The organism is Rhodothermales bacterium (assembly GCA_017643395.1).
Lineage (GTDB): Bacteria > Bacteroidota > Rhodothermia > Rhodothermales > UBA10348 > JABDJZ01.
This window is the reverse complement of the sequence record JAEPNP010000007.1, coordinates 106,989-124,920: the sequence shown is the minus strand read 5'-3', so window position 1 is coordinate 124,920 and position 17,932 is coordinate 106,989. Positions and strand designations below refer to the sequence as shown.

9 protein-coding genes are annotated in these 17,932 nt (G+C 62.7%); 4 read left to right on the top strand and 5 right to left on the bottom strand.

Going from position 1 to position 17,932, the window contains the following annotated elements; translation table 11 throughout:
• The first annotated feature begins 153 nt into the window (after positions 1-153).
• The 4 genes from pruA to JJ896_17850 are packed head-to-tail and all read left to right on the top strand — an operon-like array spanning position 154 to position 4,225.
• Positions 154-1,788, top strand: coding sequence for an L-glutamate gamma-semialdehyde dehydrogenase (gene pruA / locus JJ896_17865; GenBank protein MBO6781530.1), 1,635 nt, complete (start codon positions 154-156; stop codon positions 1,786-1,788).
• 7 nt (positions 1,789-1,795) lie between these two features.
• The gene (locus tag JJ896_17860) at positions 1,796-2,809 is read left to right on the top strand and encodes a hypothetical protein (protein ID MBO6781529.1); all 1,014 of its coding nucleotides are present in this window, start codon (positions 1,796-1,798) and stop codon (positions 2,807-2,809) included.
• Between the two features lie 4 nt (positions 2,810-2,813).
• On the top strand, positions 2,814-3,305 hold the full coding sequence (locus JJ896_17855) for a hypothetical protein (GenBank protein MBO6781528.1): 492 nt from the start codon (positions 2,814-2,816) through the stop codon (positions 3,303-3,305).
• A complete protein-coding gene (locus JJ896_17850) occupies positions 3,302-4,225 on the top strand; it encodes a GntR family transcriptional regulator (GenBank protein ID MBO6781527.1) in 924 nt (307 codons plus the stop codon). The genes JJ896_17855 and JJ896_17850 overlap by 4 nt, the downstream gene beginning before the upstream one ends.
• Here JJ896_17850 and JJ896_17845 read toward each other — a convergent pair.
• From JJ896_17845 to JJ896_17825, 5 genes are all read right to left on the bottom strand, one after another.
• On the bottom strand, positions 4,222-6,639 hold the full coding sequence (locus tag JJ896_17845) for an HDIG domain-containing protein (protein ID MBO6781526.1): 2,418 nt from the start codon (positions 6,637-6,639) through the stop codon (positions 4,222-4,224). The two genes, JJ896_17850 and JJ896_17845, sit on opposite strands and share 4 nt — an antisense overlap.
• Positions 6,640-6,644: 5 nt before the next feature.
• On the bottom strand, positions 6,645-8,159 hold the full coding sequence (locus tag JJ896_17840; protein ID MBO6781525.1) for a sodium:solute symporter: 1,515 nt from the start codon (positions 8,157-8,159) through the stop codon (positions 6,645-6,647).
• A complete protein-coding gene (ligA, locus tag JJ896_17835; protein ID MBO6781524.1) occupies positions 8,156-10,240 on the bottom strand; it encodes an NAD-dependent DNA ligase LigA in 2,085 nt (694 codons plus the stop codon). Before ligA ends, JJ896_17840 begins: the two co-directional genes overlap by 4 nt.
• Positions 10,237-11,325 carry a helix-turn-helix domain-containing protein gene (locus JJ896_17830; GenBank protein MBO6781523.1) on the bottom strand — a complete coding sequence of 363 codons (1,089 nt, stop codon included), beginning with the start codon at positions 11,323-11,325 and terminating at the stop codon, positions 10,237-10,239. Before JJ896_17830 ends, ligA begins: the two co-directional genes overlap by 4 nt.
• A 152-nt stretch (positions 11,326-11,477) precedes the next feature.
• Entirely contained in the window at positions 11,478-17,792 is a 6,315-nt protein-coding gene (locus JJ896_17825; GenBank protein ID MBO6781522.1) for a tandem-95 repeat protein, read from the bottom strand.
• Positions 17,793-17,932 lie beyond the last annotated feature (140 nt).

The following is a 17,932-nucleotide window of genomic DNA, read 5'->3' as shown; positions in this document are numbered from 1 at the left end:
GTCACCGGGAAAAGCTTGCCCGGAAGCGAGCCTCCGTGCCCTAGCGAACTTTCGTAGAACGGGATGCACCCCAGGGCTCTGAAGCCGAAGTTTCGGCATGGACGGGGCCCGCTCGACGCGCCCTGTTGGACTGCAGCAATCAGCGTTCGCGTCATGAACAATCTCATTCCCCAGACTCCGACACCGGTCAATGAGCCGGTCAATTCCTACGCACCGGGCACGGCCAGGCGGGCCAGTCTGAAGAAGCGGCTGGCGGAGATGATGCGCGAGCAGGTCGACATTCCGGCCTTCATCGGCGGCAAAGAGATTCGGACCGGCAAAACCCAGGATGTGCGGCCGCCGCACAACACAGCCCACAAGGTGGGCGTCTTCCACGAAGTCGGCGAAGACGAAATCAAGGAGGCCATCCAGTCCTCCGTGGATGCGCGCCGCGAGTGGGCCAACATGGACTGGCAGGACCGGGCCGCCATCATGCTCAAGGCCGCCGATCTGCTCGCCGGACCGTGGCGGGACACCATGAACGCGGCCACCATGGTCGGGCAGTCGAAAAACGCCTACCAGGCGGAGATCGACGCTGCGTGCGAGCTGATCGACTTTCTGCGGTTCAACGTGCACTACATGCAGCAGATCTACCGGGATCAGCCGAACTCGAGCCCGGGCATCTGGAATCGCGTGCAGTACCGCGGCCTGGAGGGCTTTGTGTTTGCGGTCACGCCGTTCAACTTCACGGCCATCGCCGGCAACCTGCCGACGGCTCCGGCCATGATGGGCAATTCCGTGGTATGGAAGCCCGCGTCCACACAGATGCTCTCGGCGTACTATTTCTACCGGATCATGGAGGAAGCCGGTCTGCCGCCCGGGGTGATCAACATGATCCCCGGACCCGGAAGAACCGTCGGGCAACACGTCTTCTCGTCGCCGCACCTTAGCGGACTTCACTTTACCGGCTCAACCGGCACGTTCCAGCACATGTGGAACGTGATGGCCCAGAATCTGCCCAATTACGGCACCTACCCGCGAATCGTGGGCGAGACTGGCGGCAAGGACTTCATCTTTGCGCATCCCTCATGCGACAATGCGGCCGTCGCCACGGCCATCGTGCGTGGCGCGTTTGAGTACCAGGGCCAGAAGTGCTCCGCCGCCTCGCGCGTCTACATTCCCAGCTCGTGCTGGGGAGAAATCAAGGACCGCATGGTTTCCCAGCTCGAGGAGATCAAGATGGGTCCGGTGGACGATTTCTCGAACTTCGTCAACGCGGTCATCGACGCCAAGGCCTTCCAAAGCATCACGGGCTACATCGACGGCGCCAAGGCGAATCCTGACGTGGAGGTGCTCTTCGGCGGCAACTATTCCGATGAGGAAGGTTACTTTATCGAGCCGACCGTGCTGGTATCCAACGATCCGAAGTCGACGACCATGTGCGAAGAGATCTTCGGACCCGTCGTGACGATCTATGTCTACGAAGACGCCGATTTCGACACCACGCTGCAGCTTCTGGACGAGACTTCGCCCTATGCCCTCACGGGTGCTATTTTCGCACAGGATCGTCGCGTGATCGCGGACGTGTCCAACCGTCTTATCGACAACGCCGGCAACTTCTACATCAACGACAAGCCGACCGGTGCCGTGGTGGGCCAGCAGCCCTTCGGCGGCGCCCGCGCAAGTGGAACGAACGACAAGGCAGGCAGCTACCTGAACCTTATCCGGTGGGTCTCCGCCCGGTCAGTGAAGGAGAACTTCAACCCGCCACACCACTTCGCCTACCCCTTCATGCAGCCCGACGAATAACTCCCCTATGAGTCAACCCATACGCGTCGTCCAGTTCGGCATCGGTCCCATCGGGGCCTCCACCCTGCGTACCGTCCTGAGCAAAGAAGGCGCGTTTGAGCTCGTAGGGGCCATCGACGTCGATCCGAGCAAGGTCGGGCGGGACGCAGCCCTGGTCGCCGGCCTGGAGTCCGCTTGCGGTGTAAACGTGTCGGCAGACGCCGAGGCAACGCTCGCGGAAACGCGCCCGGACGTGGTGATGCATACCACCTCGTCGTTCCTCGATCGCATGTATGACCAGCTCGTGGTCTGCGCTCGCGCGGGGTGCAATGTGGTCTCCTCGACCGAGGAGCTTTCTTACCCCTATCATCGGCATCCTCGCATTTCGCAGGAGCTCGATGCCGTGGCCCGTGAGAATGGCGTGACCCTGCTGGGCACGGGTGTGAATCCCGGCTACGCCATGGATGCGCTGGCTCTGATGGCGACGGGCGTCTGCAACACCGTGAAGAGCATCCGCGTGCGTCGTGTGGTCGATGCCGGTAAGCGGCGACTGCCGCTGCAGCGCAAGGTCGGTGCCGGCTTGACTGAGCAGGAGTTCGATGCAAAGAAAGCCACCGGCACGTTTGGCCACATCGGCCTCGTAGAGTCCCTCTACATGGTTGCCGAAAAGCTCGGATGGACGCTCGACCGTGTGGATGAGCGGCTGAACCCGGTCATTTCCTCCAGAGAGGTGGAGACGCCCTACCTGACCGTCGCAGCGGGAGACGTGGCGGGCATCCATCACTGCGCCGAGGGTTTTGTGGGAGATCGGCAGGTCGTCTCCCTGGACCTTCGCATGTTCGTGGGCGCCGAAGAGCCCGTGGATGCCGTCACCGTTGTGGGCGATCCACCCATAGATCTCGCCATTCGCGGCGGCATTTTCGGTGACACTGCTACGGTGGCTGCACTGGTCAACGCCGCACCGCTGGTCGTGGAGGCCCGCCCCGGCCTGGTGACGGTCGCCGATATTCCGCTTCCTCGCGCATACGCCGCCATCGGCTGAGCCCATGCCTGCCGCCGACACCACGGTGCTGCGGAGCCGGCACCACCCGGGTGAGGTGGGTCGATCGGTGTTGTTCGGCGCATCGATGGTCAAGCCGCTCGGCGCGTGCATGATTCCGGTTATGCTGGGGGCGCTGACCTCCATGCTCACGGCCCAGCCGGTGCTGCGTTTTCTGACCATCGGCTTCCCTGTCGCGCTGGCGGTCGCATCCGCCTGGACCGTATTCCAGTTGCTGAGGCGGGCCGTCGAGGTGGAGACCTCCGGAGAGGCCGTGCGCATCCGGTCCGCGTGGGATGTGGCAGGCGGACGCGTGCCCGAATGGCTTTCCGTGCTGGACGTGCGTCGTGAGGATCCCTGGATCAGCATTGTTTTGGGCCACGACGCCCGCAGGCTCAGAATCTCTGATTGGCCGAATTCGGCCAAGCTCGAGGCCGTGGTGCGCGAGGCGGCCCACGCGTTTGCAGGTCGTGTGCAGGAAAAACTGGACGGGCGGTGAAGTTCGACATCGATCGCGCCTCTTCGACGCCGGTGTCGGAGCAGCTGGCCCAGCAGGTCCGCTTTCTGATCGCCACCGGCCAGATCTCCACCGGAGAGACGCTGCCGTCCACGCGCTCGCTCGCGGACAGGCTGGGCATCTCCTTTCACACCGTGCGGAAAGCGTACCAGATCCTTGTCGATGAGGGGCTCGCCACGGCCAGGCCAGGACACGGATTCGTGGCCAGCGAGTACCGGCCGGCCGACAAAACCGATCGGCTTGAGGCAGGTGCGGAGGTCATGGCCCGGGCTGTTCAGCAACTCGTCTCGATGGGCCTGGATGAAAGCGAGATGGAGTACCTGCTGGATGAGCAGCTCTCGCAGATTCAGGCTGACGACGAAACTGCCAAGGTCGTCTTCGTCGCCAGCTTTACGGAGTTCGCGGAAAGTGGGGCCCGGCGTCTGGCCGAATACTTCGGGCTGACGGTCGATGCGGTGCCGCTGGCACTGCTGGACAGCCACATGGACGCGGACTACGTCGTGGCGCCGTTTCCCATCGCCCGGAAAGTCCATGAGAAGCTGCCTCGTGCCGATATCATAGGGATCCGCACCCAACTGCCCGCCGAGGCTGTGGAGGTGACCTCCCGCATGTTCGACCACGAGACGCTGCTGCTGGTGGTCCGGTACTCGGACGCGATCCCGGCGTTGAGCCGCCGCCTTCGCTCAGACGCCGGATTTACGGGGCAGATCATCGCTGCAGTGATGGAGGACGCGGATCCCCGGTTGGGCAGCCTTGTCCGGCAGGCAGATGCCGTCTTGTACACGCCGGCAACGGCGCGGCGCATGCGTCCTCACCTGGCCGCCGCGCCAGCGAACGCGATTGTCGAGTTGAGGCTGACTGGACCTGAGCTGGAGCGCGTGCGAGGGCAGCTTCCGCTCTAGTCCGGACGGCTGGTCTGCTCGGTCGGAGCCGGAGACGTGTCCGATTGACCGTTCGTGGCCGTCGGCGCGTCCGCATCCGCTTCGGAACCCTCTCCTGTGCCGCCAGGATACTTCACGCGCCCATGAAACTGCCCCATAAGCAGGTTCAGGAACGTTTCCTTTATGCGGGTCAGGTCGCGGAAAGTCAGATCCGTATCCGATAGCTGGTGGTCGTCCACCCGACTTTCGACCAGGCCGTCAATCAGCGTCTTGAGCTTCTTGTGGGTCGGGTTGTCAAGAGTCCGGCTCGCAGCCTCTACGGAATCGGCAAGCATCAGAATGGCCGTCTCCTTGGAGTCCGGTCGGGGACCCGGGTACCGGAAATCCGACTCCATGACCTCATCGTCATCGCTTTGTCCATCGATGGCCTTGCGATAGAAGTACTCGATGCGCGTGGTGCCATGATGCATCGGGATGAACCGGTTCACGGCGTCCGGCAGCCCGTACTCCTCCGCCGTGGCGAGTCCCTCCTTGACATGACTCGCAATGATCAACGCGCTCATGCGCGGCTTCAGCTGATCGTGTGGATTGTGGCCTCCCCGCTGGTTCTCCACGAAGTACTCCGGCTTCTCCATCTTGCCGACGTCGTGGTACAGTGCACCAACCCGGGTCAGGAGGGCGTTTGCGCCGATTGCAGACGCAGCCGCCTCGGCCAGGTTGGCCACCTGAAGCGTGTGGTTGAAGGTGCCGGGCGCCTTCAGGGACAGTTCCTTGAGCAGCGGTCGATTGGTATCGGAGAGCTCGAGAAGTGTCACGTCCGTCGTCAATCCAAAGCCGCGTTCAAATGCCCACAGGAAGCCGTATGCCAGCAGGACCAGCACGGAGTTGATAGCCACAAACAGCAGCTGATCCAGGAACCGTTCGAGCGATGTGCTCTCGAGCAGGAACGCGGCCAGAAGGATGACCACGTACCCCAGGTACACCACACCGGCCGAGACGAAGAACTGGCTTCGGTTGCGAATATCCCGCACGCTGAATACGCCCAGGGTGCCTGCGAACAGCGTGCTGAGCAGATACACCAGGTCCATGCCCGCCAGCACCGATCCCAGCACCGCCATGGTCAACAGGCCGAATATGGCGACCCGGGAATCGAATATGACGGTCATCAGCACCGCCGCTATGGCCACAGGCACCATGTACACGTCGATCGCCTCGATGCGCAGCGCCGTGCCGTACATCACCACCACCATCGTGAACAGGATGGCCAGGAGCAGCACCATCCGATTGTCCTCGAAAATGACCCTCCGCAGCAGGAACAGGTACAGGAAGAACCAGACGTAGATCGCCAAAGTCAGCATGAGCTGGCCGGCGAGCGTTTGCCAGACGAGTCGCGCCCCTCGCCGCTGGTCCAGTGCCCGTTCCAGGGAGGAAATCTTGAGCTGAATATCCTCCGTGATGACGTCTCCACGCCGCACGATCACCTCGTTCACGCGCACGCGCCCGGCGTTCTGCGACAGGCGGGAAATTGCCGCGTTCCACCGGTCCCGCGTAGTGGCTTCATCGTACAGCAGGTTGGGCTGGGCAACGCGGCCGAAGAAGGCCATGGCGATGCCAACGGTGTCCGGTCGCTGATCGAACGTGACCGAGAGATTTTCCCGCGCCGTTCTGATCGCGCCTGCGACGTCGTACACGGAGGTAATCGGCCGTTCCTCCCGGGTTCGATCTTCGAGATCGCGAACCTCCACCTGACTGGCCAGAATCGAGTCCTTCGAGACGTCAAGAATACCAGCTCTGAGCGTCTGCTGGGACAGCGACCAGACGTCGACCATGACCCGTGCGTCCAACCTGGGTCCGCTGCTCGGCGCGCGTGATGCCGAGGAGGCCCCCGGAATGCGTTCGTTGTACGACTGAAACAGCAGCCGCCAATGCCTTGAATTCAGCGGCAGGTTGATCTGCGCCCGCAGAGCCTCCCAGACCACAGAGTCAGCCGTCGCCTCCGCCTGGCGCCCCCGGAGACGATTGGCCTGGAAGCGTGCCCGGGCCTCGAGTGCGCGCTCTATGCGGGCAAGCAGCGTATCGCTGCGTTCCCGGGCATCCCGCAGGTACTCGGGATCCAGATTGAAGACGGGCGGCGTGGTTGTGCGCGCCTCTTCCTGCTCGGCCGCCTGCACCGCAGCAGGCTTCTCGATCGCGAAATCAAACGGCGCCGACAAATTGTCCTGTCGCCAGACATCGCCCTCGGTAACCTGTTGCTTGACCGTGCCACCACGGACGAACGCGAGCACCGTCAGCACGACGAGCGCCAGAAATATGCTCGTCTTTCGGTACTGCGCCCGGCGACGGGCTTTCTGCTCCTCAGCGCCGACTCCCTCGAGACGAACCACCGGGGCCTTGGCCCGTCGGGCCTTTTTGGGGTCTCGCTTGAACAACGCCATGGCGCTCACCTATGCCGCAGGGCAGTCAAGGATCCGATTCCAAGCGTGAGGGCCGCCCCGATGGCGGTGTACCACGGCCATGCGATCGAGCGCAAGCCCAGGGCAGCCGCGTCAGGCCTGAACGCCCAGGTCCACCCCTCCGGACCGTACCAGACGCCGAAAATGATGAGCGTCATCAAGATGACGGAGCCGACAAGCGCCACGCCCGCATCGGCAGCCCGGGGCCGATCATTCCACATGCCCAGGAGAAAGGCACCGAGCAGTCCCCCATACGTGAAGGAGGCGATGGCCAAGCCCAGTTCCACGACCGGGTTCTGCTGGTCCCGAAACAGGTTGGCAAAGACGATGAAGACAAGGCCCCAACCCAATGTCGCCCAGCGCGATATGCGGAGTTCTGAATCTGCATCCAGGGGTGATCGATCTCGTCGCACCCATCCCAGAATGTCGAATACCGTGGAAGACGCCAGCGCGTTGAGGCTGGACGACAGCGTGCTCATGGCAGCCGCGATGATACCTGCCAGCAAGAGGCCCGAGATGCCTGGAGGCATGCCTTCCACGATGAACTTGGGGAAGACCTCATCGCCCCTCGACAGACCCAAGGCCTCCAGGGTGGCCCCCTCGTAGTAGCCCCAGAGCAGCAGGCCGACTGCGAGGAAGGCGGCGAACTGAGCCATGACCACAAAACCACTCATGATCAGTGCCCTTCTGCTGTCGGCAAGCGTTCGGCACGCCAGGAGACGTTGCACAATCAGGTGATCCGTGCCATGAGAGGCCATCGAGAAAATGGCGCCCCCGATGACGGCCGTCGGGAAGACGTACGGGGAGAGCAGCCAGCTCAGCAGTCCTTCTCCCCCGTCTATGGTAACCAGTTTGCCGGCCTCCCGGGCCGATTCCCACCAGCCGGCTGGCAATTGACCGGAGAGCAGAACCAGGGCAAAGGCCGCGCCGCCGAGATAGAGGATCATCTGAACCACATCGACCCAAACAACCGCCTTCAGTCCGCCGATCAGCGTGTAGACCGTGGTCACGACCGCAATGGTGCCGATGATGACCGGATATCCGACATCGAGACCGGCCGAGAGCAACATCACCCTCACCGGGATTGCGGTGGCAAAGAGACGGACTCCATCCGCAAGCAGGCGCGTGATGAGAAACGTGCCTGAAGCAAGCGAGCGCACACCCGCGCCGAAGCGGTCGCCCAGGAACTCGTAGGCCGTTCTCATGGACCCGGACAGATACCGGGGCAGGAACAGCCAGGCGACGAGCACCCGGCCCAGGATATAGCCGAACGTCAGCTGGAAGAACGTCAGCGAGCCGCCGTAGGCCACGGCCGGAATGCCGATCACCGTGAGCGTACTGGTTTCGGTGGCCACCACCGAGAAGGAAACCGCCCACCAGGGCAAGTCCCGCCCACCCAGGAAGTAGTCCGTTGCCGAGGCCTGTCGACCGCTCATGCGGATTCCCAGCGCAGCAACGCCAAGCAGGTACACTGCGATCACCGCGTAATCGATGCCCGTCATGCCTTAATGAGCGCCTGAAACGCCGCCTGGTTCAAGACCTGCACCCCGAGATCCTCCGCTTTCTGCAGTTTGGAGCCGGGACTGGCGCCAACCACCAGATAGTCCGTGTTTCGACTGACCGATCCCGTGACCTTTCCGCCAGCCGCCTTGATGGCGTTTTGGGCGTCCGACCGGGACATGCCTTCGAGTGTGCCGGTCACGACGAACGTCTTGCCGGCGAGGTCGCTGGCATCTGAGCCTTCGGCCGGGGCTTCCTCCGGCAGACGGGTGGTATTGACGCCCAGGCTTCGCAGTGCGTCAACCAGTTCCACATTGTGCGGGCGCGCGAACCAGTCCACCACACTCTGGGCGATGACCGCTCCGACGCCGTCGACGGCTACCAGCGACTCCACCGTTGCCTCCCCCAGAGCCTGCATATCGGGAAAGACGGAAACGAGCAATTCGCCTACCGTCTTGCCGACATGCCGGATACCAAGTCCGAAGATGAGCCGAGCCAGGGTGCGGTGCCTCGCGGCGTCGATGCCTGCCAACAGATTCTCGGCCTTGCGTCCGGCGAAACCTTCCAGCTGCAGGAGATCCTCCATCTGAAGGCGAAAGATGTCATCCAGTGTCGAAACAAGCCCGGATTCGACCAGCTGGATGGACAACTTGGTACCGAACCCCTCGATGTCCATGGCCCCGCGTGACACGAAGTGCTCGACAAGGCGGATGAACTGAGCAGGACAATCGGAGGCGACACAATAGTAGTCGGCTTCGCCCTCCAGGCGTTCGAGTGGCGTGTCGCAGACGGGACAGCGATCGGGCATGCTCCATATGCGCTCCGTCCCGTCCCTGGCGCCGGGCACAGGTCCAACCACAGCTGGAATGACGTCTCCCGCCCGTTTGACGACCACCGTGTCGCCGATGCGAATGTCGCGCGACAGAATGTAGTCCTCGTTGTGCAGGGTCGCCTGGGACACCGTGACCCCGCCAATTCCAACCGGTTCGAGCACGGCTTCCGGTTTGATCACCCCCGTGCGCCCGACATTGACGGCGATGTCACGCAGGATGGTAGTCGCCTCGCGCGCAGGAAACTTGAAGGCCACCGCCCACCGCGGGGCATGAGAAACCGCGCCGAGCGCCTGCTGGGCAGCGAAGTCGTCCACCTTCACGACCACGCCGTCGATCTCGTAATCCAGGCTGTCCCGGTGTTCGGCCCAACGCTCGCAATACGCCACGGCCTCCTCGATCTGGTCGAATCGTGTCGCGTGTTCGTTGGTGGGCATCCCCAGCGCCGCCAGTTTGGATAACGTCAGCGACTGGGATTCAGGCATATGCCCCTGAAACGGACCCACGCTGTATGCAAAGAACGACAGTGGGCGCGTCGCCGTGATTTTCGGATCCAACTGGCGCAGACTGCCGGCAGCGGCGTTTCGCGGGTTTGCATACGCACGCTCGCCCTTTGCGGCCTGCGCTTCGTTCAGTTTGGCAAAGCCCGTGAGCGGGAAGTACACCTCTCCGCGGACCTCGACCAGCGCAGGCGCATCGCCCGAAAGTCGCAAGGGAATAGCACCGATCGTGCGCACGTTGGCCGTGATGTTCTCTCCGACGACTCCGTCCCCCCGCGTGGCGGCACGTTCCAGGATGCCGTGTGCGTAGGTCAACGCCACGGCGAGTCCGTCAATCTTGAGCTCGCAGGTGACCGCGAGCTGCGCACCCTCTTCCAGTCCGAGGCCCTTGCGACACCGGGTATACCAGGCCCGCAGATCGTCGGCGTCGAAGGCATTGCCGAGCGACAGCATAGGCTCGGGATGCCGCACTTTCTCAAAGGCCGACAGCGCCTCACCGCCCACGCGATGCGTCGGGGAGTCAGCCGTAAGCAGCTCCGGCCACTCGGCCTCCAGTCGACGGAGGTAATGAATCAGCCGATCGTACTCCCCATCGGTAATCAGCGGGTCATCCAGGACATAGTACCGGCGCGCATGCGCGTTCAGAACCCGTCGCAGGGCGGCCGCCTGAAGGTCCGCGGTCGTCCTGTCGGGCACGTCCGGCTGAAGGGCGGCCAGAAGGCTCCGTGTCTCGGCAATCAGGGTTGCGCTCATCCAGTGGGCAAGGCACGCGCCTGGCGGAGAGAATCCAGCCGGGCCTGGACGTCTGCTTTATACAGCACGAACCGTCGGCCGTTCTGCTGGAGTCGAACGGGCATGGTCATGCCCGCGACCACGACATCCACATCGTTCGCATGCAGTTCGACGGCCAGACTGTCCGTCACGCGAACCTGCAGCGTATCCCCGAACTCTACCCACACCGGGGTGCGCACGCCCATGTTGTACCACTGGCTGTCCACCAGAGCCTGGGCCGCGGTCAACCGGATCGGATTCAGCGTATCACGAGCCGCGATCAGGAAGAAGTCGGCCGTGTCAGGCAGAACAATGCGCGGTGGAAGAACGGGAATCTGCACCCTGGTGGTGTCCTGAGCCACCTGCGGCACGCTCGCCTCCTCTACGCCGCGTGGCCAGAGATACCACGCAGCGAAGGCCACAACAGCTGCTCCCAGCACCGCGCCGATCCACTTGGCCACGTCCCCGGCGTCCGGCAGCAACACTTTCGGTCCACGAGTCCGCTCCGCGGCTGCAACGGTGGGCTTTGCAGCGGCGGGCGGGACTCGCGAACCTGATTTCTCCTGCGTTTTCGTGCTGCCGGGAGGCTCAAACACCTCCACGCCCGGCAGATCCTCCACGGACTCCTGCGAGGGCGGTGCTGGAGGAATCGGTACCGAAGCCTCGATCAGGTCCTCGGGAATCTCCGGTTTTGCCGGCTTGGATGGCTCGGTGCGCTCTGGCAGGGGCTCAGGCTCGACGGCCTGAGCCTTGTCGTACTCCTTCAGGTAGGTTCGGGCCAAGCCGTCCGTGTACCGACCCTCCATGACCTCGTCCACGGCAGCAAGCGCATCGTCCGGCTTGATACCGAGAACCTCGGCGTAGCCACGCACAAAGAGACGCAGATAGACCCGGTTGTACATCGGGTTGCCGATGAGCGCGTTGCTCTCGAACTCGCTCACCACGTTCGGCGCGGCCTTGGTGGCGCGGATTACGGCATCCGTGGATATCCTGCGCTCCGTCCTGATGGCCCGCATGTCCCGGGCCAGGCGGCGTCCGGCTTCCCGTATGTTGTCGCTTGGCTCCAAGGCTCTCCTGATTCAGCCTGACAATTTACACGTATCATGGGCCAGCGGCCACCTGCATAATGGGATACGGCCCCCCGGATCAGATCCAGGGGGCCGCCCCTCGACAGCACATCGGCACCGTCGCTAGCCGGAGCCTCCAACGAGACCCCGGACTATTTCACCAGATGCAAGAGCCTGGAGAAGCCCCGTTCTCCGGCAACCAGGCGGTACAGGTAAACACCCGTGGGGAGACCCGAGAGCCTCACCGGAACTTTGTGGTGACCTGCCAGGAGTGTTTCGTGCAGCAGCGTGCTGACCTGACGGCCGGTGAGTTCGTAGAGTTCCACCCTGACCAGAGTGGCTTCGGGTAGGCCAAATACCAGCGTGGTGGACGGATTAAACGGGTTCGGGTAGTTGCCACTCAGGTAGTAATCCTGCGGGACATCGACCTCTTCAAGACCGGTTGCGGTTCCCCGGGCGAAGGTCACTTCCACCGGCTCTGAGACTGCCCGGGCACCTGCCGGGTCGGTAGCGGTCATGCGTTGATAGACGGTAATGTCCTGGGAAACCGACAAACCCGCGGCCTCAAGAACGGGAATCAGCTCAGTGTCCGCATCCAGACGGATTTGGCCTCCTGATGCTTCCCGGCTCAACAACACTTCGAGAAAGTCTTGCCCGGACGCCAACTCGTATACATGCACAAGAGCCCTGTCGTCCACATCGGTCGCGTCCAGGTAGGCCAACTCGAACGTGTTGGCCGCCAATACGATGGGTCCTCCCGGCCCCGAGAGAGGCTGTGCCTCAAACACAGGAGCGTCGTTTACGGGGGAGACTGTTACAATGACCGCTGTCTCCTCCGATTCTGACTGACCGTCCCCCGCCACATACGTGAATCGGTCGCTACCGAAGAAGTCCTCATTGGGAACGTAAGAAACGGTTCCATCCGCCTGGATCACTGTCGCACCGTGAGCAGGCTGTGAGACCGCCGTCACTCGGAGCGTGTCCCCATCGACGTCGAGATCGTTAAGAAGCAGGGCAGCCACAAGGCGCGTGTCCTCGGACGTTTGCACCGAATCTGCCACCGCGACGGGCGCGTCGTTGGTGGCCCGCACAGTGATGGTGACCGTGCCGACCACCGCGACTCCGGGCCGGTCGGCGATGGAGTAGGTGAATGTATCCGTGCCCGCAAAGTCCGGATTCGGGATGTACACCAAGTTATGCTGACCGACAAAGACCGCCCGACCATTTTGGGGGTCGTCAAGGGACGCCAGGTAGAAGTGATCCCCATCTGGATCGTAATCGTTACCGAGGAACGGAATCGTGACGCTGGCATCCTCAGTCGTCTCTGCCGAGTCGGCCACTGCAACGGGCTGGTCCTCCACCGCCTCCACAACAAAGCTGATGGTCGACTGCACCGAGGTGCCGAACCCGTCCGATACCCGATACACAATCTGGTCGGAGCCGAAAAAGTCGGGCTTGGGCGTGTAGGTGACGGAGCCATCCGCCTTCATGACGGCTGTCCCGCTGCTCGCTGTCGAGATGGACCGAAGAATGAGAGTGTCCCCGTCGGGGTCCGTGTCGTTCGCCAACGGCAACACCGTGGTTGAGGTGTCCTCGTCCATTGTCGCCGTATCGGCTGCTGTGAGCGGGAGCGAGTTCTGCTTGAAGACTGGAACTCCCGGATCGACAATGATGCCGTTGGCGAGGAGGTCGTGGTCCCCGCGAAGGCCATCGGTGAAGTGAAGGTCAACCTTGGGCGGATCCGAGGCGGTTTCGGGGTGAATTACAGCCCCGGTCTTGCCGTCCCAGTCGAATTCGTACCAGTGCGGTGCCGGATTGACACTTGTAGGTCCGTACATGTACCAGGAAACCACTGTCGCCCCACGTGGCAGAATCACCGTCACTACGGTTGACTGACCTACCTCAAGATTGCTGACGGTGAACGACACCAGCCCCACCGGGAAGGCAGCGTCGGCAGGAGCGTTCTCGGGATCCGGAATCTCGTCGGACAACACCTGCTCAAACGAAAGATTGGCCTCGGTGGCGAGCGTCAGGAATTGGCCCGTTAAGTCGCCCGTCGCCACCGGGATGGACGCTACGTTTCGCTGCTCGGCATCCGGGAGCCCGTCGCCGTTGCCGTCTCCTCCGTTGGGTGCGCCGGCTTCGACGAAGCCGGCGATGCCGTCTCCGTCTGGCCCCGGGCCGTTGACGCGCACCGTAATGATACCCTGCGTGGTATCGGAGCCGTCGGACAGGACGTAGGTGATCTCGACCTGCGCGTCCAGATCCGCCGGAGCCAGGTAGCTGACCGTCCAGTCCGGGTTCAGTGTCGCGATCCCGGAGGATGGCTGGCCGATGGAAAGTACGGAGAGCGGATCGCCCTCCGGATCGGAGTCGTTACGCAGCGGACGGACCACGATCGACTCTCCGGAAAACGTGGAGGCCTCATCCGGCACCGCGATCGGCGCGTCATTAACGGATATGACCGTGATCGGCACGGTCCCGGAGATGGTCTCCAGGCCGTCCGAAACAGAGACAGACAGAGAACCTTCACCGACGAAGTCCGGGTCGGGTCGGTACGTGATGGAAGCGAGCGCCCTGGCTACTGAGGACGGAGAGCCAAAGAAAGACACCGACGAGGATCCCGACGCTCCGTCAGAGATGGTGATTCCGCTGGTGGATGCCAGCTCCAGGGAGGAAGTGGCGGCTACACGGGCGGTGAGTGATGCCGAATCGACGTCCTGAACCGACGCGTTGATGACCAGCGCTCCGTCCTCATCCACTGACTGCGGGCCGGGAAGAGTCAGGACCGGAGGGTCGTTGATTGGGGACACGGTAATTGTGAACGATGCGGACTCGCTGGTGTCCACACCACCGTTGTCCGTGCCGCCGTTATCACGGAGTCGCAGACCGACCGTAGACACTCCTGAGGCGTCGGCAGCAGGAATGAAGGTCAGCGCGCCTGAGACGTCGAGACTTGGTAGCTCGGAGAAGAGCGCCGGGTTGGACGCGATGACCAGGAAGCTGAGCGACTGAGTGGCCTCATTCGCGGCACCGGAAGAAACGTTAGATGCCCATCCCGTGATGGACTGCGAACCCGCGTCTTCCGGGAGCGTCAGGTCGTTACCCGGCGAGAACGATGGGGCATCGTTGACAGGAACAACCTCAATGGTGAACGTCTCGGACGTGGATGCTCCGTCGCTGTCGGAAAGCTCCAGGGAAACCTCACTGGTCCCGTTCTGGTCGGGCGCTGGGCTGAACGTCAACGTCCCGGTGGAGAGGTCCAGGGCAGGCTGCTCTTGAAACAGCGCCGTGTTCGCCGCAGTGACGATCACGGAAAGCGACTGCGACGCCTCGTCTACGGGTCCGGGGCTGATGCCTGTGGCCCATCCGGCGAGTACGGCGCCTGTTTCTTCCAACACGGCCGGGTTCGCGTCCAAGGTGATCGTCGGCGGGTCGTTGACGGGAGTTACCGTGATCGTAAAGCTCTCCGGGGCCGACGTGTCCAACCCACCGTCGCTGGTCCCGCCGTCATCCGACAGCGTCACGGTCACGGTCGCCGAACCGTTTGCGTCGTCGGCCGGGGTGTAGGTGAGCATGCCGTCCCCATCGATGGCCGGTCCGGCGGAAAACAGGCTCGAGTTGTCGTACGAGAGCGAAAACGTCAGCGTCTGGTCGGCTTCGTTTGCAGGACCACTGCGGATGCTTGTCGCCCAGTTCGGAACGGATTGCGCGCCGGAGTCCTCCCCAACGATCAGGTCGGAACCCGCCGAAAAGCTGGGCGGATCGTTTACGGCAGTGATGTCGATGTTCACACTACCCAGCGTTACACTCCCGGAGCCGTCCCCATCATTGGCGGCGACCCCAATGACCGCGGCGTCCTCTCCATTTGAGTCTGCGGCCCCTGTGTACCGGACGTGCGAAGGCGTACTGAGGTAGGAACTGATGTCGGCCGGAGCGCCGGAAAGCGTGAGGACTGACCCACTGAGCAACGCCTCAGACACCCCGGCACCAATGCCGGCGCCGGATGCCGGCGCGGACCACGTGCCACGGTCTACCGTCAGCGTCACCGTGATTGAGTTAGAATCGACGTCCTCGACCGCGGTCCCGCTAAGGTCGATGTTGGCCTCCGAGTCTTCCGGAACAGTCGTATCCGACGGCAGGCCCGTCGCGGCGGGCACGTCGTTGACCGAAGCGATGTTGATGTCGAGGGTCGCCAGATTCAGATCGCCCGCGCCCGAACCGTCGTTTGCTACGATGGATAGGGTAGCCGCGGCGGACCCGTTCACATCCGGCGGTCCTGTGTATGTGAGGTTGGAGGCGGTATCCAGGTAGGAGTTGATGTCGGAGGGCAATCCGACAAGGCGCACCGATGTCGCGGTGTCAAGGGTCGCTTGTACCCCGGCTCCCACCCCGGAGCCGTCTCCAGGGGTCGCGAATGTGCCGGCGCTGACCGTCAGTGTGACCGTAATGTCCTCGCCGTCCGGGTCTTCGAAGCTTGCCGATCCCAACCCTAGCGGGCTTGCCGTGTCCTCTACGACGGCCACCTCCGAAGGCAGCCCGGTTATCGCGGGATCGTCGTTGACCGGGGTAATGACGATGTCGAAGGTCAGCGGCCCCGCGGTGTTGACATTATCGCCGTCCTTCGGTCCGCTGTCACGGACGGTTACCGTGACCGTGGCGGTCCCAAAAGCATGCTCCGCAGGCACAAAGTTGATGGAACCATCACTGTAGAGCTGTGGCGCTACACTGAATAGCGAGTGGTCTGTCGACACGTCAAAAGAAACTGCCTGGCCGGATTCGTTGGCCGGCCCCGCGCTGACGTCCGTGGCCCAGCCGGAAAGGAATGTGTCGCCCGAGTCCTCCGCCACGGTGATATCAGGGCCAAGTGTAACTGAGGGGGCGTCGTTGACCTCAAGGACTTCGATCGAGAAGCTGACAGGCGCCGCATCAGGATCGCCTCCACTGTCGGTCCCCCCATTGTCTGAAAGGGTAGCCGTAACAACAGCAGTTCCGCTTGCGTCGGGGGCCGGGGTGAAGGACAACGTGCCGTCGGAACTGAGGGCTGGTGCGACGCTGAAGAGCTCGAGGTTGGTGGAGGTTGCCTGGAAGTTGAGAGACTGCCCGCTTTCATCGGGCGGACCTGCTACCAGGTCGGTCGCCCAGGTCGCCGAATAGGGCCCAGAGTCCTCGTTTACGGTGATGTCGCCCCCTTCGGTAAACGATGGTGGGTCGTTGACGGCCGTGATGTTGACGTTGACAGAGCCGAGATTAACATCACCCGATCCATTGCTGTCCCTCGCAACGATGGTGATTGTCGCGGCGCCAACTCCGATGGCGTCAGAATCTCCTGTGTACTGGAGCTTCGGCGGTGGCGGAGTAGTGTGCGCGAGGTAAGTCGTAATGTCTGCCGGCGACCCGACCAACGAGACTACGGTATCGCTCACCTTGGTGGCCGTGACGCCCGACCCTATGTCTGTCCCGCTAAGGGGGGCGGACCACGCACCGGCGCTGGCCGTCAGTATCACAGTAAGTTCGTCGCCATCAGCGTCGGTAATGGTGCCGCCGAGCAGGATGCCTGTCTCTGCATCCTCTAGGATTGTGACGTCCGCGGAGAGCCCCGCGACCGTCGGGGGGTCGTTCACGGGCGTGATATCGACATTGATGATAAAGACGTTTGAATTCGAACTGCCGTCGTTTGCTACCACTTCGATGGTGGAGCTGTCCTCGCCATAGTCGTCAGGGGCAGGCGTCCAGTCGAAAACGCTGGTCTCGAGGTAGCTGGTGACATCATCCGGTGTACCCGACAGTGTCACCACGGTTGGGCTGACCAGAGTCGCACTCACGCGAATGATGGAACCATCTCCAGGTGCGGCAAAGGTGCCTTCGGATGCAGTCAGAGTTAGTGTGACGTTGTCGTCTTCCGGGTCCGCTACCACCAGATTGGAAACGTCCAGCTGGCCTGGGGTGTCCTCCGTGAACGACACGTCGGAGGGTGCCCCGGTTAAGGTTGGGGCCTCGTTGGGCGTGCCCAGGATATTGAATGCCAAATCGTTTCCCGCGAGGAATCCGGAAGGAAGGTAGGCCTTGCCCTGTGGGTAGAAATCTCCGACTGGACTGAGCGGAAAAAGGTCTCCCGTGAACGTGATGGTATATGTTTTCCCCGCGGTCACCGGAATCCCGGGGGAAAACTCCGCGACCGTCTTAAACGATTCGAAGGTGCCAGCTACACCTGGCAGCAAATTTCCTGAGGCTAGCGGCGTACCCCCCACCGCTTCGCCATCATAGACAGCAAACTGGTCCGAACCCTCCGTAGGGAGGAGGAACTTCAGCTGCACCGACGTCAGGATTCCCGAACTGGTCGGCTGAAACGACTGCCCCACCACGGCACCGACCAATGGTCCCCCAACTGTCTCGTTGGAGGCCAGAGAGACCTGCGCAGCTGCATCCGGCGCTGCGGCCAGGCATGTTAGCAGGACTACGCACATCGCCCATCGGCCATCGTGCGACGTTCTGCGGGTGTCCTTCGCACCTGACAAACACTGAACCGAGTTTGGGATATGGGCAGAATTTTGCATCGCTGGTTCGGATGGCATAGTGGTGGCTGAGGGCGCCGGGTTGGCGCATC